This is a genomic window from Clostridium sp. ATCC BAA-442, assembly GCF_964239415.1.
In the GTDB taxonomy this organism is placed as follows: Bacteria; Bacillota; Clostridia; order Oscillospirales; family Oscillospiraceae; genus Flavonifractor; species Flavonifractor plautii.
Genome location: NZ_CAXSQB010000062.1, coordinates 1 through 19752 on the forward strand (window position 1 = coordinate 1; position 19752 = coordinate 19752).

General features: G+C 64.0%; 12 protein-coding genes. 8 read left to right on the forward strand and 4 right to left on the reverse strand.

The window, feature by feature from the left end; translation table 11 throughout:
- Positions 1 to 195: 195 nt before the first annotated feature.
- Positions 196 to 1071: a LysR family transcriptional regulator gene (locus ACESY8_RS17590; protein ID WP_009257306.1), complete on the reverse strand. Its 876-nt coding sequence runs from the start codon at positions 1069 to 1071 to the stop codon at positions 196 to 198.
- A 463-nt stretch (positions 1072 to 1534) separates the two neighbouring features.
- On the opposite strand from ACESY8_RS17590, the gene ACESY8_RS17595 reads away from it, so the two are divergent.
- The 4 genes from ACESY8_RS17595 to ACESY8_RS17610 all read left to right on the forward strand — a co-directional run bounded on the left by ACESY8_RS17595 (position 1535) and on the right by ACESY8_RS17610 (position 6487).
- Positions 1535 to 2869: an acetyl-CoA hydrolase/transferase family protein gene (locus tag ACESY8_RS17595; RefSeq protein ID WP_082382877.1), complete on the forward strand. Its 1335-nt coding sequence runs from the start codon at positions 1535 to 1537 to the stop codon at positions 2867 to 2869.
- Positions 2870 to 3022: 153 nt separating this feature from the next.
- Positions 3023 to 4348, forward strand: coding sequence for a GntP family permease (locus ACESY8_RS17600; protein WP_009257304.1), 1326 nt, complete (start codon positions 3023 to 3025; stop codon positions 4346 to 4348).
- Positions 4349 to 4475: 127 nt separating this feature from the next.
- Positions 4476 to 6092 carry an acyl CoA:acetate/3-ketoacid CoA transferase gene (locus ACESY8_RS17605; protein WP_007488128.1) on the forward strand — a complete coding sequence of 539 codons (1617 nt, stop codon included), beginning with the start codon at positions 4476 to 4478 and terminating at the stop codon, positions 6090 to 6092.
- The gene (locus ACESY8_RS17610) at positions 6074 to 6487 is read left to right on the forward strand and encodes a MaoC family dehydratase (RefSeq protein WP_035300322.1); all 414 of its coding nucleotides are present in this window, start codon (positions 6074 to 6076) and stop codon (positions 6485 to 6487) included. Before ACESY8_RS17605 ends, ACESY8_RS17610 begins: the two co-directional genes overlap by 19 nt.
- Before the next feature lie 81 nt (positions 6488 to 6568).
- Here the strand turns inward: ACESY8_RS17610 and rlmD (ACESY8_RS17615) are convergent, their stop codons facing one another.
- Genes rlmD (ACESY8_RS17615) through ACESY8_RS17625 form a run of 3 tightly spaced genes read right to left on the reverse strand, consistent with a single transcriptional unit; the run spans position 6569 to position 9909 of the window.
- The gene (gene rlmD, locus ACESY8_RS17615; RefSeq protein ID WP_054338845.1) at positions 6569 to 7738 is read right to left on the reverse strand and encodes a 23S rRNA (uracil(1939)-C(5))-methyltransferase RlmD; all 1170 of its coding nucleotides are present in this window, start codon (positions 7736 to 7738) and stop codon (positions 6569 to 6571) included.
- A gap of 4 nt (positions 7739 to 7742) precedes the next feature.
- Entirely contained in the window at positions 7743 to 9095 is a 1353-nt protein-coding gene (gene rlmD / locus ACESY8_RS17620) for a 23S rRNA (uracil(1939)-C(5))-methyltransferase RlmD (protein WP_434307847.1), read from the reverse strand.
- Positions 9088 to 9909, reverse strand: coding sequence for a polysaccharide deacetylase family protein (locus ACESY8_RS17625; RefSeq protein ID WP_007488102.1), 822 nt, complete (start codon positions 9907 to 9909; stop codon positions 9088 to 9090). Before ACESY8_RS17625 ends, rlmD (ACESY8_RS17620) begins: the two co-directional genes overlap by 8 nt.
- A gap of 348 nt (positions 9910 to 10257) precedes the next feature.
- Between ACESY8_RS17625 and secA the strand changes: the two genes are divergently transcribed.
- The 4 genes from secA to ACESY8_RS17645 all read left to right on the forward strand — a co-directional run bounded on the left by secA (position 10258) and on the right by ACESY8_RS17645 (position 19665).
- A complete protein-coding gene (secA, locus tag ACESY8_RS17630; RefSeq protein ID WP_044938412.1) occupies positions 10258 to 13008 on the forward strand; it encodes a preprotein translocase subunit SecA in 2751 nt (916 codons plus the stop codon).
- Between the two features lie 210 nt (positions 13009 to 13218).
- Complete coding sequence (pgeF, locus tag ACESY8_RS17635) at positions 13219 to 14031, forward strand: peptidoglycan editing factor PgeF (protein ID WP_044938409.1); 813 nt, start codon at positions 13219 to 13221, stop codon at positions 14029 to 14031.
- A 395-nt stretch (positions 14032 to 14426) separates the two neighbouring features.
- Complete coding sequence (locus ACESY8_RS17640; RefSeq protein WP_498794904.1) at positions 14427 to 15953, forward strand: ABC transporter substrate-binding protein; 1527 nt, start codon at positions 14427 to 14429, stop codon at positions 15951 to 15953.
- Positions 15954 to 15969: 16 nt separating this feature from the next.
- Positions 15970 to 19665 carry a phosphoribosylformylglycinamidine synthase gene (locus tag ACESY8_RS17645; protein ID WP_434307843.1) on the forward strand — a complete coding sequence of 1232 codons (3696 nt, stop codon included), beginning with the start codon at positions 15970 to 15972 and terminating at the stop codon, positions 19663 to 19665.
- Positions 19666 to 19752 lie beyond the last annotated feature (87 nt).

Sequence of the window (19752 nt, forward strand, 5' to 3'; positions counted from 1 at the left end):
CCCGAACGGGAGGCGGGGCGTTCCTTCATATTGTGTATATGATTTGGAATAGGCCCTCCGGAGCCTCGTACGGAAGGCCCTCACATATAGAATGTTCTAAAACGCCGGGGACAGGACTGTGCGGTACAGTTCTGTCCCCGGCGTTTTTCAGATGGAGCAGGCAGGTTTGCAGCCGGCTGTGATGTCTGGTCCCCCTCAAACTTCATCGCAAAAATTCCAAAGGCTCTTTGCAGCGCCGGAAAGCGTTTTACATTTTTTTGATATTAAGCCAAGTGTCCACAAAAACTCCGGATTTTGAAGTGAGATGCACTTGATCCTGCCGCTGTACAGCTTTTCCACCAAAGGCCGCCCAATTAGGGTCACACCCTGGTTTTCAGCCGTCATTTCCAGCAAAAGGTCCCACTGGGATGTGGTAAACGTGATATTTGGCGTAAACCCCGCCTGCCGGCAATGGGCAAGCACCTGGTCGTGAAACATATAGTCCTTCGAGACCATCAGCATCGGCTCATCCCTAAGCTCGGCAATCTCCACTTCTGTCCGCTCTGCAAGCCGGTGATTCCGCGCCACTGCCAGCACCACATCAGAACGGTAGACGGTCTTTAACCTCATATGCGGATTTTCGTATGGCTCAATCACCACGCCCAGGTCTACCTGATCATTCATGACCAGTGCTTCAATCTTTTTGGAGGTTCCCTCTACAATCTGCAAATCAACCTGCGGATATTTACAGCCGTATTCAAACAGAATCTTTGAAAAAAAAACGCTCCCAACCGACGGTGGAAGCCCAAACCGCAGAGAACCCTTTACCTGTTCCAGCAAAGAAAACAGCTCGGCGGTACGGCTTTGCCAGTAATTCAAAATATCCACCGCATAACAGTAGACGTTTTCCCCTTCGCTGGTCAGGCTCAGCTCGCGGGGATCGCGCTTGAACAGCGTTACACCAAGCTCCGCCTCAAGGGCGCGGATCGATTTGCTCAGTGCAGGCTGGCTGATAAAGAGCTTTTCTGCGGCCTTTGTAAAGCTTTTCTCCTCCACAATACGCACAAAATATTCTAGCTGCATTCGTTTCATACATACTCCCTCAGCCGCCGCAGGCCGTGATGCCGCAAAGCCATGATTCCTCCTACACAAAAAACCATTCGAACAGTCGAGCGAATTGTATTTTTATTATAAAGTACATGACGCCTTTTCGCAAATTTCTTTTCGGAACACGGGATGCGGCAAAGAGTGCCGGGCCACTAGCCAGAGAGAAAAAACAGACTATAATATAGGATAATTTCCAATAAAACGGGGCTAAAGTTCAAAAAACAGCAACATTATTTTCGGCATAACCAAAATTCATGCGGCGATAAAAAAGGTGTATTTTTCAAACCATAGCCCTTCAACTATAATCAAATTGTCGAAGCAGGCAAGACAAAATCCCCATAACCGGACAAATTCCTCAAAAGGCGGTGTGTGGGGTGGGGTTCATTCCCTTCCTCTGCGCCCTGTCCCACGCACCAGACATGGCCCCACGAGAAAGGAGCGTTATCCTGTGAACCAGTATCAGGAATTGTACAAGAAGAAACAAATGAGCGCTGAACAGGCTTTGGAGCTTATTCAGGACGGAGATTCCATGTTTTCCGCTCAGGCTGCGGCGGAGCCCCAGGCCATCCTGTCCAAGCTACAGCATTTGAAGGAGACGGGGGTAAAAGGCACTACTTTGAACTCCTGCCTTCCCATTCAGTATTATGATGCGATGAAGGACCCCAAGATGGCAGGTATCATGAGCCACAACGGCTGGTTCTTTACCGCCGGGCTCCGGGACGCGCAGAAAAAGAAGCTGGTCAGCGCCGTTCCTCAGAGCTCCACCTCCGTTCTGCGAAAGTCTCTACAGCGCCTGCAGGCCGAGGGCCGCCGGCCCGTGGTGCTGGCCACGGTCTCCCCCATGGACTCCCACGGCTACTTTTCCCTCTCGGTCAGCGCAATCTATGAGCGGGACCTGATCGATCAGGGTGCGCTGGTTCTGCTGGAGGTCAACCCCAACTTTCCGCGCACCTTTGGTGATACACAGGTACATATTTCCGAGGTGGATGCCCTTGTGGAGTCCGACCGCCCTATCCCCACCAAGTCCCTGGTGCCCTACACCGAGGTAGACAAAAAAATTGGCGCCTTTGTGGCCTCTCTTGTAGAGGACGGCTCCACCATCCAGCTCGGTATCGGCAACATCCCAAACGCCGTGGCAAATGAGCTGAAGAGCAAGAGGCATCTGGGAATCCACACGGAAATGTTTACCGAGACCATGGTGGATCTCATTGAGTGCGGCGCGGTGGACAACTCCCAGAAGGGCTTTATGAACGGTTTTTCCGTGTGCTCCTTCACCATGGGCAGCCAGAGGCTCTATGACTTCGTCCACAACAACCCCTCCGTGCTCTTTAAATCCTCCACCTTCTCAAACGATCCCTACACCATTGCCAGAAACAACAAGTTTGTCTCCGTCAACGCAAGCCTGGAGATCGACCTCACCGGACAGTGCGCCTCTGAAACCGTCGGCAACCTTCAGTGGTCCGGCACCGGAGGGCAGTCTGAGACGGTACAGGGCGCGCAGATGTCCCCGGGCGGGAAATCCATCATTGCAATGCATTCCACCTATTCGGCCACAGATGCAGACGGCAAAGAGGTGCTGCACTCAAAAATTGTCCCCTTCCTGGCGCGGGGCGCCGCGGTCACCACTTCCAGAAACGACACCGACTACGTGGTCACGGAGTATGGTATCGCCTGGCTGCGGGGACTGAATATCAGGGAGCGGGTTGAGGCCCTGGTCAAAATTGCCCACCCGGACTTCCGGGACTGGCTGAGAGAAGAGGCCGAACGGAATATGATTTGGTAAATTGGGACGGGCCAGAGTACCTCCGGAGCTTGTCCGCCCTTTAAATTCCATTATTATTCTTTAATGGAAATATAGTGCTTTTACTGTCCTGACCTAGCGTTAAGCGAGCGCCTCCCAGTACGGAATCATTGGATAAGAAAGAGAGGAAAACGTATGGAGATCATCAGCGTAATTGGCATGGTTCTTGGCGTTGCAGTCCTGATCTATTTGACCTTTAAGGGTGTCAACGGCTTTGTGGCATCCCTGGTCGGCTCGGTTATCGTGATTGTAAGCAGCGGGCTCCCGTTCTGGGGGACTCTGACCGGCACCTACGCGGCCTCCCTCGGAAGTACCTTCGGCTCGTACCTGTTTCTGTTCACCATTGGTTCGGCTTACAGCGAGCTGATGAAAAAGAGCGGCGCCGCCGAGTCTATCGCAAATTTTCTGTTCGCCTTCCTCGGCGTGAAAGCCACCGTCGCCGGAACCCTGATTATTACCTTCCTTTTGGCCTATGGCGGTGTAAATGCATTTATTATTATTTTTGCCGTCTATCCCGTGGCTGTGCCCATGTTCCGCAAAGCCAATGTCTCAAAACTCCTGATGCCCGCCATCTTCCTGTATGGAGCCGTGGTTCTGAATGTCGTTACCCCGGGCGCCCCCTCTATGCTGTGCATCGCATTGTCCGAAAAGCTGGGCGTCACCACCTTTGCGGCCCCCACGATGGCAATTGTGCTCCTTGTAGTGGCTTTCGGCTTCGGCATTTTCTACTTCACCTGGGCCTCCAACTCCCTGCGTGCCCGTGGAATTGGCTTTGTAGCCTCTGAGAGCGATGCCGAACTCATCGCCGGAAGCACCAGCGGTAAGGAACTGCCCCCCATTCACCTGGCTATTCTGCCCTATATTGTCATTATTGTGCTTAAGCTGGTGCTGGCCAACTCCATGAGCGCCTCTGACGGCATCAACACCGCCATGGGCGTGGGCGCTATTGTTCTAATTATTACCAATTATAAGTATCTCAAGGGCCACATCGTTCAGGACCTGGTTACAGGCTTTACCTCCAGCATCAATCCCCTGCTGCTGACCGCCGCGCTGATGGGCTTTGCGTCCGTCGTCAATGCCTGCGCCGGTTTCCAGTACTTCATGAACTTTGCGATGATGCTCGCCGACAAAATGAACCCCTACATCTCCGCCGTCATCGTAACCAACGTATTTTCCGGTATTACCGGCGCCTCCCTCAGCGGCACCCAGATCTTCTGCAGCACCATGGCCGACCAGTTCATGTCCCTGGGCACCGTCAATCCCCAGGCGCTCTACAAGGTCGTCGGCATGGCCGCGATGGGCATGGACACGCTGCCCCACTGCCCCACCTTCGTTATGGAGGCCCAGGTCTGCGGCGTGACCACCAAGGAGTCCTACCCTCACGTACTGGTCATGACCGTGATCACCCCCATCGCCCTGGCGCTGATCGCTGCAACAATGGCAATCATCGGGCTGATCTGATCACTCAGAGTCCACATAAAACGGACCGGTCCGAACGGGTCAGCACCGCGCAATCGGATGCTGACCCGTTCGGCTTTTGCCTTCAGGAGAACAGCCATTCTATGTTACAGAAAGGGAACGAAACGATATGGCAAAGATATTAACCGCCCGCCAAGCGGTAGACACCTATTTTTACGATGGGGCAACTGTGACGTTCGGCGGCTTTGCAAACGGTCTGATGCATCCGGAGGAGATTATGGTTGCGCTGGAGGAGGCCGCCAGGAGCAGCGGACACCCGAGAGGGCTGAGGGTCGTGTATGCGTCCGGGCAGGGCGACAGCGGCGAGCGGGGGCTTAACCACCTGGCTGTAGACGGGATGTGCACAACGGTGATCGGCGGACACTGGGGCTTGGCGCCCAAGCTGGGAGGGCTGGCGGCGGAGAATAAGCTGGCGGCCTACAACCTCCCCCAGGGTGTCATCTCCGGGCTGTTCCGGGAGATCGCCGCGAAGCGGCCCGGCGTGATCACCCACGTCGGCCTGGACACCTTTGTGGACCCCCGCCTGGAGGGCGGAAAGATGAACCGCGCCGCCCACGAAGCGGGCGATATGGTCAAGCTGATTGAGCTGGAGGGCGAGGAAAAGCTCTTTTATCCCGCCTTCCCCATTGATATCGCAGTTATCCGCGCGACCTATGCCGACGAGCGCGGCAACTGTACCTTTGAGCGGGAGGGTGTCTACGCCGAGGCCCTGGCCCAGGCGCAGGCCGCCCATAACTCCGGCGGCAGGGTCATTGTCCAGGTGGAGAAGGTGGTCTCCTACGGCTGCCTGGACGCACGGCTCATCCGCCTCCCCGGTATCTATGTGGATGCGCTTGTGGTGGCCCGGCCGGAGAACCACATGCAGACCTTCGGCACCCAGTATGACCCCGCCTTTTCCGGAGAGATCCGCACCCCTCTGAATGCTCTGTCCCCGCTGCCGATGGGTGCGCGGAAGATCATTGCCCGGCGGGCGGCCATGGAACTGACCCCCTGTGCAGTGACCAATCTGGGCATCGGCATGCCGGAGGGCGTAGCCTCTGTGGCGGCAGAGGAGGGGCTGGAGAGCATGGTGCTCACAACCGAGGTGGGTGCCGTCGGCGGCGTCCCGGCCGGCGGCATGGATTTTGGCGCCGCCACCAATGTGGACTGCATTCTGGAGCAGCCGGTTCAATTCGACTTTTATGACGGGGGCGGACTGGATACGGCATTTCTCGGCCTGGCCCAAATGGACGGGGACGGGAATGTGAACGTCAGCAAATTTGGCCCGAAGATCGCCGGATGCGGCGGCTTCATCAACATTACACAGAACGCCAAGAAGGTGGTCTACTGCGGTACCTTCACCGCCGGCGGCCTGGAGGTCTCAGCCGCAGACGGTACGCTGAAGCTCCTCCGGGAGGGCAAGGTCAAAAAGCTGGTCAGGCAGGTGGAGCAGGTGACCTTTGCGGGCCGCTACGCAATCAAGCATAACCAGCCCGTCCTCTATATTACCGAGCGGGCGGTGTTTGCCCTCACACCGGAGGGCGTCGCGCTCAAAGAGGTCGCCCCGGGCGTGGACATCCAGCGCGATATCCTTGACCAGATGGAGTTCACACCAGTCATCACAGATGTAACGACTATGGACAGCCGCATCTTCCGGGAGGAGCGAATGGGGCTTGCGCAGCAGAACCCCGGCTCAAGCGGAACAACGCAGGAACAGGAGGTCAAACAATGCTTATTCGGGAAATGAAGCTGGGCGACAGCGCCAGCGTGACCAAGACCGTGACCGAGACGGACGTATACCTGTTTGCCGGCATCACCGGCGATCTCAATCCCGCCCACACCAACGAGGTTTCCGCCAGCCAGACCCAGTTCGGCGGCCGGATTGCCCACGGCATCCTGGGGGCCGGTTTTATCTCCGCAGTGCTGGGCATGAAGCTGCCGGGGCCCGGCACTATCTATCTGGGCCAGGAGCTGAAATTCACCAAGCCGGTCTATATCGGGGACACCGTCACGGCGACCTGTACCGTCCGGGAACTGTTTCCGGAAAAGAATATCGTCAAGCTGGACACCGTATGCACCAACCAGCACGGAGACGTGGTGATCAAAGGCGTGGCTACCGCCATGCCGCCGAAGGAAGCATAGCATACAAAGTAAACTGGGAGCCTGGCGCCGCACGTTGCGCGCCAGGCTCCCATGCTGTTTTGACTTCGGAGGCGGCGTACCTCACATACCACCTCCGCGGATTTTGGCCAGCACCGCCACACACTCCACATGCTCCGTATGGGGAAAGAGATCCACCGGCTGGAGCAGCCGGGCCTTCCACCCCCGTCCGGCCAGCAGGCAGAGATCCCGCCGCTGCGTCTCCGGGTTGCAGGAGATGTAGACGATCCGCTCCGGCCCCATGCGGTCCACCGCCCCCAGGAACTCCGGGGTGCTCCCGGCCCGGGGCGGGTCCAGGAACACCACGTCCGCCCGCTCGCCCCGGGCGGCCATGCCCTGGAGGTAGGCCGTGGCGTCGGCGCAGACGAAGCGGGCGTTGCCCGCGCCGTTGGCCCGGGCGTTCTGGGCGGCGCACCGGGCCGCGCTGGGGTTGAATTCCACGCCCAGCACCCGCCTGGCCTGCCCCGCCGCCGCCAGGCCGATGGTGCCCACGCCGCAGTAGGCGTCCACCACGGTCTGGGTGCCGTCCAGTCCCGCCCCGTCCAGGGCGGTGCGGTAGAGCACCTCAGTCTGCTCCGGATTGATCTGATAGAAGCTGGAGGCCCCCAGCCGGAACCGCACCCCGCACAGGGTGTCCTCGATGTACCCCCTGCCCCAGAGCACCTTCTCCCGCGGCCCCAGCACCGCGCTGGAGCGGCGGGGATTGATGTTCTGCACGATGGTCTCCACCTGCGGGCAGAGCTCCCGCACCTTGGAGACGAAGGCCCTGGCCCCGGGCAGGACGGGGGCGGCGGTCACCAGGGCCACCAGCACCCGTCCGGTGGCGCGGCTGTGGCGCACCAGCACATGGCGGACAAGCCCCGTGCCCCGGTCCTCCTGGTAGGGCTCATACCGGCAGAGCCGGGCGGCCCGCCGCACCGCCTCCACCGCCTCGTCCAGGGCGGGGTGGTGGAGCAGGCAGGAGGCCACCGGCACCACCCGGTGGGTGCCCGCGGCGTAAATGCCGCTGTCCAGCCGCCGGCCCGGCCCGGTACAGAAGGTGGAGATGGCCTTGTTGCGGTAGTGCCAGGGGTGCTCCATCCCCAGGATGGGGGACACCGGCCCGAACTCCCCCAGCAGCGCCTCCACCCGGGCCTGCTTCTGGCGCAGCTGCTCTGGATAGGGGGTCTCCAGCAGGGGGCAGCCGCCGCAGCCCTGCCGCCGCAGGGCACAGATGTTTCTCTCCTCCGCCATGGCCTCAGCTCCGTTCCAGCCGCGCCACGGTTTCCACATGCGCGGTGCGGGGGAACATGTCCACCGCCACGGCCCTTTTGAGGGTGTAGCCCCGCCCGGCGAACCGCTTCACGTCCCGGCCCAGGGTGCCGGGATCGCAGGAGACGTAGACCACCCGCTGTGGGCCCATGTCCGCGATGGTGTCCACCACGTCCTCGGCCAGCCCCTTGCGGGGCGGATCCACGCACACCACGTCGGGGCGCACCCCCTCCCCCTCCAGGTAGCGGGCGGCCTCCCCCGCGTCGGCGCAGAGGAAGCGGGCGTTTTCAATGTGGTTGCGCTGGGCGTTGGCGATGGCGTCGTCCACCGCCTGGGGCACCACCTCGGCCCCCCACACCATGCCCGCCTTCCGGGCCATGACCAGGCTGATGGTGCCGATGCCGCAGTAGAGATCCAGCACCGTCTCCGCCCCGGTGAGGCCGGCGAACTCCAGGGCCTTGCCGTAGAGCACCTCGGTCTGGGCCGGGTTGACCTGATAAAAGGAGGGGACGGACAGCCGGAAGGTGAGGCCGCACAGGGTGTCGGACAGGAAGTCCTCCCCCCACAGGGTGCGGTAGGAGTCCCCCAAAATCACGTTGTTGTGCTTCTCGTTCACCCCCAGCACGATTCCGGCCAGGTTGGGCTCGGCCCGGCGCAGGGCGCGCACCAGCTCGGCCTCCCGGGGGACGCCCCGGCCATTGACCAGCAGGCAGCACAGGCTGCGGCCGGCCCGGTTGGTGCGCACATACACGTGCCGCACCAGGCCGGTGAAGGTGCGCTCGTTGTAGGCGGGGATGGAGTACTCCGCCATCCACTCCTTCACGGCCCCCCGCAGGTGGGCGGCCGCCTCCCCCTGGAGCAGGCAGTCGTCCACGTCGATTACGTCATGGCTCCGGGGGCGGTAGAAGCCGATGCGGGGGCCCTTGGCCACCGGAAACTGGGCCTTGTTGCGGTAGCGGTCTACCTGCTCCGCCCCCAGGATGGCGGAGACGTGGATCTCCGCCCCGCCCAGGCGGCGCAGGGCGTCCTCCACCCGGATGCGCTTGGCCTCCAGCTCCTCGGCGTAGTTCATGTGCCGGAACTGGCAGCCGCCGCACTTGGTGTAGTGCAGGCACCGGGGGAAGATGCGGGCGGGGGAGGGGTTGACCACCTCCTCCACCCGGCCCCAGAGGGTGCTGCGGCCCACATGGGTGAGGCGCACGTCGCAGGCCTCTCCCCGGATGCCGCCCTGGACAAAGACCACCATCCCGTCCAGCCGGGCCACCCCGGCGCCGTCGCTGGCGTAGCCGTCGATCACCAGGCGGCAGAGCTGCCCCTCCCGGGGCTTGCCGTTATCCATCCGCACTCACGTCCTTCATGGCGTCATAGGTCAGCACCGCAGAGAGCGGGCTGTTCATGGCGGGCAGGGCACCGCCCTGGAGCCAGAACACATACCCTTCCGCCGTGCAGTAAAAGTTGTCCACCTGCACCGCGGCGGTGATGGCGTCCCGGGTGAGCGTCCCCTGCTCCACCGCCGCGGCCAGCTCGCTCCGCTGGTCCAACAGGGCGTCCACCACCCGCGCCCGTACGGCGTCGGCGTCGGTGAAGAAGTCGGTGAAGTCCAGCTTTTCCCCCGTCACGGCGTCAAACTGCTCACTGAGCAGAAAGACGGCGGGATGGGCCTCCCCCTCGCTGGACACATACAGGTCCCGGCAGACGCTGATCACCTTCTCGTCGGCGTAGGCGATCTGGTAGGTCATCTCCTGGGTGGTAGGGTAGAAGGGGAACCCCGCCGCCTTGGACACGTCGTAGTCGGCCACCGCCATCTCATAGGCCTCCTCTGCCTCCAGCATCCGGCTGGCCCCCTCGGCCTTGTACCACTCGTTGATGGCCGTCCCGGCGGGGCAGGCGTCGGTGTTCTGTATCAGCGGGAGGGTGAAGGAGGCGGTGAGCACCGTGGCGCCGTCGCCGGAGGTAAAGGTCTTGGCAAAGACCTGATCCCCCCACTTGGGAGCGGCAGGCGCCGGCGTGGGAGTGGGGGTGGGCACCGGCGTGGATGTCTGGATGGGGGTGGGTACCGGGGTCTCCTCCGGCATCTTGTCCCCGCCGCAGGCCGTCAGGGACAGGGTCAGCGCCGCGGCCAACAGGCCGGACAGCACAATCCGTTTTTTCATATTACGCTCCTTTACACTGGGTGATGGGAACAACATTATTGTACCATCTGCCTGCCGGGCCGTAAATGGAAAAAAGCAATTTGTAACCTTCCGTATTTTTTTGGTATAATGGACGAATCACAGCGGGAGGCGCGGCGGCCTGGACAACAACTATGGGCCCGGTGCCCTCATCTACGCCCCCTGCGTGCTGGCGCCGCAGGCGCGAAGGAAAACCGCAAAACGCTGGGTTTGTTCATAATTTCCCCTTTTTTATTGACATGGGATATGATATACTAGGAAACTGAATTAGCATCCAAGTCCTGGGAGCCGAGGCACCGGGGACAGGAACAAGAAAGGTGAACAAGACGCATGGGACTGTTGAAAAAGCTCTTTGGCACCAGCTCCGAGAAGGAGCTCCGCGCCATCAAACCCATCGTGGACAAGATTGAAGCCCTGGACGGGGAGTACTCCAAGCTCACCGACGAGCAGCTCAAGGCCAAGACCCCCGAATTCAAGCAGCGCATCGCCAATGGCGAGAGCCTGGACGACATCCTGCCCGAGGCCTTCGCCGCCTGCCGGGAGGCGGCCTGGCGCGTGCTGGGCATGAAGCCCTACCGGGTGCAGCTCATCGGCGGCATCATCCTCCACCAGGGCCGCATCGCCGAGATGAAGACCGGCGAGGGCAAGACCCTGGTGGCCACCCTGCCCGCCTACCTCAACGCCCTGGCGGGAGAGGGCGTGCACATCGTCACCGTCAACGACTACCTGGCCAAGCGCGACAGCGAGTGGATGGGCAAGGTCTACCGCTTCCTGGGCCTCACCGTGGGCCTGGTGATCCACGACATCCAGCCCAAGGACCGCAAGGCCTCCTACGCCGCCGACATCACCTACGGCACCAACAACGAGTTCGGTTTCGACTACCTGCGAGACAACATGGCCATCTACGCCACCGAGATGGTGCAGCGGGGCCACGCCTTCGCCATCGTGGACGAGGTGGACTCCATCCTCATCGACGAGGCCCGCACCCCCCTCATTATCTCCGGTCAGGGGGACAAGTCCACCCAGCTCTACACCGTAGTGGACGCCTTTGTGGCCAAGCTCAAGGGCCAGCGGGTGGCCAGCGTGGACACCAAGGAGGAGGAGGACCCCGATCTGGACGCCGACTACGTGGTGGACGAGAAGGCCCGCACCGTCACCCTCACCGCCCGGGGCATCGCCAAGGCCGAGCAGCAGTTCCAGGTGGCCAACCTGGCCGATCCGGAAAACACCACCCTGTCCCACCACATCAACCAGGCCATCCGGGCCCGGGGCCTGATGCGCCGGGACATCGACTACGTGGTGAAGGACGGCGAGGTCATCATCGTGGACGAGTTCACCGGCCGCCTCATGTACGGCCGCCGGTACTCCGATGGCCTGCACCAGGCCATCGAGGCCAAGGAGGGCGTCACCGTGGCCCGGGAGTCCAAGACCCTGGCCACCATCACCTTCCAGAACTACTTCCGCCTGTACGGCAAGCTCTCCGGCATGACCGGCACCGCCATGACCGAGGAGGAGGAGTTCGGCACCATCTACTCCCTGGATATCGTGGAGATCCCCACCAACAAGCCGGTGCAGCGCGTGGATCACCCCGACGTGGTTTACAAGACCGAGGCAGGCAAGTTCCGCGCCATTGTCAACCAGATTGAGGAGTGCCACAAGAAGGGCCAGCCCGTGCTGGTGGGCACCATCTCCATCGAGAAGTCGGAGGAGCTCTCCGCCATGCTCAAGAAGCGGGGCATCAAGCACAACGTGCTCAACGCCAAGTTCCACGAGAAGGAGGCCGAGATCGTCGCCCAGGCCGGCAAGCTGGGCGCGGTCACCGTGGCCACCAACATGGCCGGCCGCGGCACCGATATCATGCTGGGCGGCAACGCCGAGTACCTGGCCAAGGCCGAGCTGCGCAAGGCCGGGCTCTCCGACGAGCTGATCGCCGAGTCCACCGGCTACGCCGACACCGACAACGAGGAGATTCTCAACGCCCGGAAGATGTTCGCCGAGGCGGAGGCCAAATACAAGGACGAGATCAAGGCGGAGGCCGACCAGGTGCGGGCCGCGGGCGGCCTGTTCATCCTGGGCACCGAGCGCCACGAGTCCCGCCGCATCGACAACCAGCTCCGCGGCCGTGCGGGCCGTCAGGGCGACCCCGGCGAGAGCCGCTTCTACCTGTCCCTGGAGGACGACATCATGCGCCTGTTCGGCTCCGAGCGGGTCATGGGCATGATGGAGAAGCTGGGCGTGGACGAGGACACCCCCATCGACGCCAAGATCCTCTCCAACGCCATCGAGAACGCCCAGAAGCAGGTGGAGTCCCGCAACTTCCAGACCCGTAAGACCGTGCTGGAGTACGACGACGTGATGAACACCCAGCGTAAGGTCATCTACGAGCAGCGCCGCAAGGTGCTGGACGGGGAGAACCTGAAGGAGTCCGTTCAGGCCATGCTCTCCACCGTGATTTCCAACGAGGTGAACGCCCACATGGGTGAGCTCAAGCACATGGACGCCGAGAACTGGCGGGAGGTGTGCGCCCAGTTCCGCGGCCTGTTCCTGCGGCCCGACGAGTTCAAGTTTACCGACGAGGAGCTCCAGCAGTACGACGCCCAGGCCCTCACCGACCTGCTCCAGGAGCGGGCCAGCGACATCTACGCCCGCAAGGAGGCCGAGCTGGGCGAGCCCCTCATGCGTGAGCTGGAGCGGGTGATGATGCTCCGGGTGGTGGACGAGTACTGGATGGACAACATCGACGCCATGCAGGAGCTGCGCCAGGGCATCGGCCTGCGGGCTTACGGCCAGAACGACCCGGTGGTGGCCTATAAAAAGGAAGGCTACGAGATGTTTGAAAGCATGATCGCCGCCATCCAGGCCGAGACCATCCGCCGCATCTTCCTGGCCCGGGTCCAGGTGGGCGCCACCACCGTCAAGCGGGAGCGGGTGGCCAAGGTCACCGGCGAGAGCGCGGGCAGCGACGGCACCGTTAAGAAGCAGCCCGTCAAGAAGGGCCAGAAGGTGGGCCGCAACGACCCCTGCCCCTGTGGCAGCGGCAAGAAGTACAAGAAGTGCTGCGGCATGCACGAGGACGAGTAAAAGCAGTCTATGGGGTATCCAAAAGCGGAATGTGGCTTCGCTGGCGTTTGACCGGAAGCGCCTCCGGTCCCTAGATACAAAACCGCCGTGCCGCTTTGCGGCACAGCGGTTTTGATACCCCCGGCTTCGTGCCCGCGGCGCGGGTCGAGGTGTTTTTCGAAACGCGAGTTTCCGGAAAAACCGATTTCGATTTCCAGATGGAGGAAATCCATGAATATCATCGAGCACAACAAAAATGGCCTGGTGTATCTCACCGCCGACGGCTTTGAGGCCGCCGGCGGTGTGGCACACGGCTTCTCCACCCGCCTGGGCGGGGTATCGGAGGGGATCTACGCCACCCTCAACCTGGGCATGAACCGGGGCGACGCTCCCGACCGGGTACGGGAGAACTACCGCCGCTTCTGCGCCGCCATTGGGGCGGACATGGGGAACATTGTCTGCGCCAGCCAGGTTCACGGTGACACGGTGCGCACCGTCACCGCGGCGGATCTGGGCATCGGCCTGGACGAGCCGGAGCCTTGGCAGGCGGATGGCCTTGTCACCGACATCCCCGGTGTGACGCTGGCGGTCTACTCCGCCGACTGCCTGCCCATCCTGCTCTATGACCCGGTGCGCCGGGTGGTGGGGGCGGTCCACGCCGGCTGGCGGGGCACCGCCCTGGGCATCGCCGCCAAGGCGGTGGAGCGCATGGTGGACTGCTACGGCTGCGACCGGCTGGACATCCTGGCCGCCGTCGGCCCCGGCATCTCCAAGTGCTGCTTCGAGACCCACGAGGACGTGCCCAACGCCATGACTGAGGCCATGGGGGCCGCCGCCCTGTCCTCCATCGAGGTGCTGCCCACCGGCAAGTTCCACGTGGATCTCAAGGGCCTCAACGCCAAGCGGCTGGAGAGCGCCGGGCTGGACCCCGACCACATCGCTGTCTCCGCCGACTGTACCTGCTGCCTGCCGGAGAAGTACTGGTCCCACCGCTACACCCACGGGGAGCGGGGGAGCCAGGCGGCGATGATCGCAATCGTCTAGGGGGCATCCAATGGCGTCTGAGGAGACTCCGTCTGGACTTCATCGGAAGCGCCACCGGCGCTTCCGACCCCTAGATACGAGCCTGCGTGCCGGCGAAAACGCCGGCGGCTTGGCTCGATACCCCCGGTTTCGCGCCCTGTGGCGCGGGTCGGGGTGTCTTTCCGGAACATGAATTCCCGGAAAGACTGATTTTCAATTTCGTTTCCCCGTAGGGCGGGGAAAACACTGTGAGATAAGCAGCTATAAAATATGGATGCTCCATTGCCGTTGTACGCCAATCCAACATTCCCTCGGAGAGCGGAGGGGGTATCGCGCCGCAGGCGCATATCCTGCCGCGCAGCGGCAGAGATTTTCCGCAGAAAATCGACGCGCCTTTAGGAAGGAGGCCGAGCCGTTTGCGAAACATTCTAGCCGCCCTGCTGACGGCGGCCCTGTGCCTGGGTTTGGCCGCCTGCGGACCGGCGCCGGAGCCGGAGCCCACACCCACCCCCACGCCCAGCGTCTCCCCCTCTCCAGAGGCGGCCGAGTTCGCCTTGGCCTGCTACCCGGAGGCCGGGGTCCACCCCATCACCGGCTCCAACCGCACCAACCTGGCCCTGGGGGGCCTGCTGTATGAGGGGCTGTTTGCCCTGAACGGGCAGTTTCAGCCCCAGGAGGCGCTCTGCGCCTCCGCCTCCGTGTCGGCCGACGGCCTCCAGTGGTCCTTTATCCCCCGCAGCGGGGTGACCTTCTCCGACGGCAGCCCCCTGACGGCCGCGGAGATCGCGGCCTCCCTCAACCTGGCCCGCACCAGCCCCCTCTACTCCGCCCGCTTCGCCGGCGTGACGGACATCGCCGCCGCCAACGGCATGGTGACCGTCACCCTGAGCCGCGCCAACGGTGCTCTGCCCGCCCTGCTGGACATCCCCATCGTCAAGGAGACGGGAGGCGTCCCCCTGGGCACGGGGCCCTACGTGCTCGCCGGCACGGGGGAGAACCTCGCGCTGGAAGCCCGCTCCGACTGGTGGCAGGGCAAGGCCCTGCCCCGGGACACCATTCCCCTGCGGGCCATTCAGGAGGCGGACGATCTGATCCATGCCTTTGATACCCGGGACATTGCCCTGGTCTCCACCGACCTGACGGGCACCAATGCCCTGGGTTTTTCTGGTTCCTTTGCTGCGGTGGACTACCCCACCAGCACCATGCTGTACGTGGGCTTCAACACGGCCGACGGCCCCTGCCGGAGCGCCCAGGTGCGGCAGGCCCTGCTGCGGGGCTTTGACCGGGCCGCCGTATCCACCGCCCAGTTCTCCCGCCACGCCCAGCCCGCCGCCCTTCCTGTCTCCCCCGCCAGCCCCCTCTACGACGAGGCGCTGGCCCAGACGCTGGACTACGCCCCCCAGGCCATGGAGCCGCTCCTCACCGCTGCCGGCTATACCAGAGCCGACGGGGTATGGCAGAAGGAGGGGCGGCCGCTGGCGCTCACCTTTGTGGCCCCAAACAACAACGCCGACCGGCTGGCCGCGGCGGAGACGCTGGCCGCCAACCTGACCGACGCCGGCCTAGAGGTGGAGCTGCGGGCCCTGGCCTGGGACGATTACCTTCAGGCCCTGACGGCGGGGAGCTTCGACCTGTACCTGGGGGAGGTGCGGCTCACCGCCGACTTTGATCTCACCGCCTTCCTGACTCCCGGCGGCGCCCTCAACTACGGCAAGTATAGCGACGCCGGGGCGCTGAACCGCCTGAGCGCCTTCCGGGCCGCCGTGGGACAGTGGCGGACGGAGCCGGCCCGGCAGCTCTATGAATATCTGGCCGGGCAGCCCCCCTTCGCGGTCATCTGCTTCAAGAACTGGTCCGTTTTGACCCAGTGGAGCCGGATCGACGGGCTGACGCCCACCCAGCAAAACATATTCCATCAATTTTCCGACTGGAAGATCACATAAGGGAGAGAAAGAGAGTATGGGGAACGTATTTCGCTGTTATGTGGAGAAGAAGCCCGGCTTTGCCGTGGAGGCGGAGCATCTGTTTGGAGAGCTGCGCCACACCCTGGGCCTGACGGGGCTGACCGGCGTGCGGGTGCTGCGCCGCTACGACGTGGAGGGGGTGGACGCGGCGGTCTATGCCGCCGCCCGCACCACCGTGCTCTCTGAGCCGCAGGTGGACGACCTGTGGGATGAGGTCATGCCCGCCCCGGAGGGGGAGCACACCCTGCTTGCGGTGGAGGCCCTGCCCGGCCAGTACGACCAGCGGGCCGACTCCTGCGCCCAGTGTATCCAGATGATGCACGGCGGGGAGCGCCCCACCGTCCGCGCCGCCACCGTCTACGTGCTGGAGGGGGCCCTCACCGCCCCGGAGGCGGCCAGGGCCCGGGGCTACCTCATCAACCCGGTGGAGAGCCGGGAGGCGGCGCTGGACAAGCCCGCCACCCTCCGCCAGGACTACCCCGTCCCCGCCGCCGTGCCCGTGCTGGACGGCTTCACCGCCCTGGACCGCGCGGGTCTGGAGAGCGTGCTGGCCCAGTACGCTCTGGCCATGGATCTGGCCGATCTCGCCTTCCTCCAGGCCTACTTCCGGGACGAGGAGGGCCGTGATCCCACCCTCACCGAGGTGCGGGTGGTGGACACCTACTGGTCGGATCACTGCCGCCACACCACCTTCTCCACCCACCTGGACGCCGTGGAGATCGCCGATGACAACGTAAAGGCCGCCTATGAGCGGTACCTGTCCGCCCGGGTGGAGGTCTACGGCGCGGAGAAGGCCGCCAAGCGGCCCCAGACCCTCATGGACATCGCCACCCTGGGCGCCAAGACCCTGAAAAAGCGTGGCCTGCTCCCCGAGCTGGACGAGAGCGAGGAGATCAACGCCTGCTCCATCCACGTGCCCGCCCAGGTGGACGGGAAGGAGCAGGACTGGCTGCTCATGTTCAAGAACGAGACCCACAACCACCCCACCGAGATCGAACCCTTCGGCGGCGCGGCCACCTGCATCGGCGGGTGCATCCGCGACCCCCTCTCCGGCCGGGTATACGTCCACCAGGCCATGCGCCTCACCGGCTGCGGCGACCCCCGCACCCCGGTGGAGCAGACCCTGGAGGGCAAGCTGCCCCAGCGGAAGATCGCCCAGACCGCCGCGGCGGGCTACTCCTCCTACGGCAACCAGATCGGCCTGGCCACCGGCCACGTGGCGGAGCTCTACCACGAGGGCTATGTGGCCAAGCATCTGGAGTGTGGCGCGGTGGTGGGCGCGGCCCCGGCGTCCAACGTCCGCCGGGAGCGGCCCGCCCCCGGCGACGTGGTGATCCTCCTGGGCGGCCGCACCGGCCGGGACGGCATCGGCGGGGCCACCGGCTCCTCCAAGAGCCATAACAAGGCCAGCCTGGACACTATGGCCAGCGAGGTGCAGAAGGGCAACGCCCCGGAGGAGCGCAAGCTCCAGCGCCTCTTCCGCGAGCCCGCTGTCACCCGCCTCATCAAGCGGTGCAACGACTTCGGCGCCGGCGGCGTGAGCGTGGCCATCGGCGAGCTGGCCGACGGCCTGTCCATCGACCTGGACGCGGTGCGCAAGAAATACGACGGCCTGGACGGCACCGAGCTGGCCATCTCCGAGTCCCAGGAGCGCATGGCCGTGGTGGTGGCCCCGGCGGACGTGGACGCCCTGCTGGCCGCCGCCGCCAGGGAGAACCTGGAGGCCTACCCGGTGGCCTCGGTCACGGCGGAGCCCCGCATGGTCATGACCTGGCGGAGCCAGACCGTGGCCAGCCTGTCCCGGGCCTTCCTCAACACCAACGGCGCGGCCAAGCACGCCCGGGTGTCCGTGCCCCAGGCGGACGCCGCCCCGGAGAGGGCGGCCTTCTCCACCCTGCGGGAGATGGCCTCCAGCCTGAAGTGCGCCTCCCGCCGCGGCCTCACCGAGCGGTTTGACGGCTCCATCGGCGCGGGCAGCGTGCTCATGCCCTTCGGCGGCAAGACCCAGCGCACCCCGGCCCAGGCCATGGCCGCCCTCTTCCCCGTGGAGCCGGGGCAGGAGACCGGCCAGGCCAGCGTCATGGCCTGGGGCTGCGACCCCGAGGCCCTGTCCGCCGACCCCTACCAGGGGGCAAAGGACGCGGTCTACGCCTCCGTGGCCAAGCTGGTGGCCGCCGGCGCGGACTACCGGAAGGCCTATCTGACCCTCCAGGAGTTCTTTGAGAAGCTGCGGGACGAGCCCGCCCGCTGGGGCAAGCCCTTCGCCGCCCTGCTGGGGGCCCTGGACGCCCAGTTGGAGCTGGGCTGCGCCGCCATCGGCGGCAAGGACTCCATGTCGGGCACCTTCAACGATCTGGACGTGCCCCCCACGTTGATCTCCTTCGCCATCGCCCCCATCCAGGCGGGTGAGGTGCTCTCCCCCGAGTTCAAGGAGGCGGGGCACCCGGTGTACCTGTTCGTAGGCGACGCTCTGGCCGAGCACCCTCTGGCGGCCTGGGACAAGCTCCGCGAACTGCACAAGGCCGGGAAAGTGAAGTCCGCGTGGGCGGTGGAGCACGGCTTTGCCGAGGCGGTCATGAACATGTCCTTTGGCAACAGGATCGGCTTTGCCATGGGTTCCGATGTGGACACGAACTGGTACACTCCCTGGCCCCGCTCCATCGTGGCGGAGCTGACCGAAGAGATCGACTTCCCCCTGGCGATCAGGCTGGGCGTCACCACCGCCGAGCCGGTGATCACCATCGGCGGCGACTCCGCCCCCATTGACGAGCTGCTCGCCCTCAACGAGAGGGTGCTGGAGGACGTGTACCCCACCCGGGCGGGGGAGTCCGCCCCGGCGCGCACCCTCTCCTGGGACAAGCGCTCCCCGGCGGTGTGCAAGTCCAAAACCGCCCGCCCCAGGGTGGCCATCCCCGTGTTCCCCGGCACCAACTGCGAGTACGACTCCGCCCGGGCCTGCCTGCGGGCGGGGCTGGAGCCGGAGATCGTGGTGGTGCGCAACCTGACCGCCTCCGCCCTGGAGGAGTCGGCCCTGGCCCTGGAGAAGGCCATCCGCGCGGCCCAGATCCTGTTCCTGCCCGGCGGCTTCTCCGGCGGCGACGAGCCCGACGGCTCGGCCAAGTTCATCTGCTCCTTCCTCCGCAGCGGCCGGCTCACCGACGCGGTTCACGACCTGCTCAAGCGCCGGGACGGCCTGATGCTGGGCATCTGCAACGGCTTCCAGGCCCTCATCAAGCTGGGCCTGGTGCCCTACGGCGAGATCCGGGCCATGGACGAGGGCTGCCCTACCCTGACCTTCAACACCATCGGCCGCCACCAGAGCCGGTACGTCACCACCCGGGTGGCCTCTGTCCAGTCCCCCTGGATGCTCCAGTCCCATGTGGGCGACCTCCACGCCATCCCCATCTCCCACGGCGAGGGCCGCTTCACAGCCCCCCCGGCGGAGCTGGAGCGGCTGATCGCGAACGGCCAGATCGCCACCCAGTACGTGGACGCCTCCGGCGCGGCCTCCATGGACATCGACGCCAACCCCAACGGCTCCCTGGAGGCCATCGAGGGCATCTTCTCCCCCGACGGCCGGGTGTTCGGCAAGATGGGCCACTCGGAGCGCCGGGGCCCCTATGTAGGCGTCAACATCCCCGGCGACAAGCACCAGCCCCTCTTCGAGAGCGGCGCGGCCTACTTCCATTGATGCAAAAATCCCCGGCGCGGTGCGCCGGGGATTTCAGCCTGCCGAAAATATATTTTCGGCAGGCTGCCGGACTTTTTGAACCTCTAA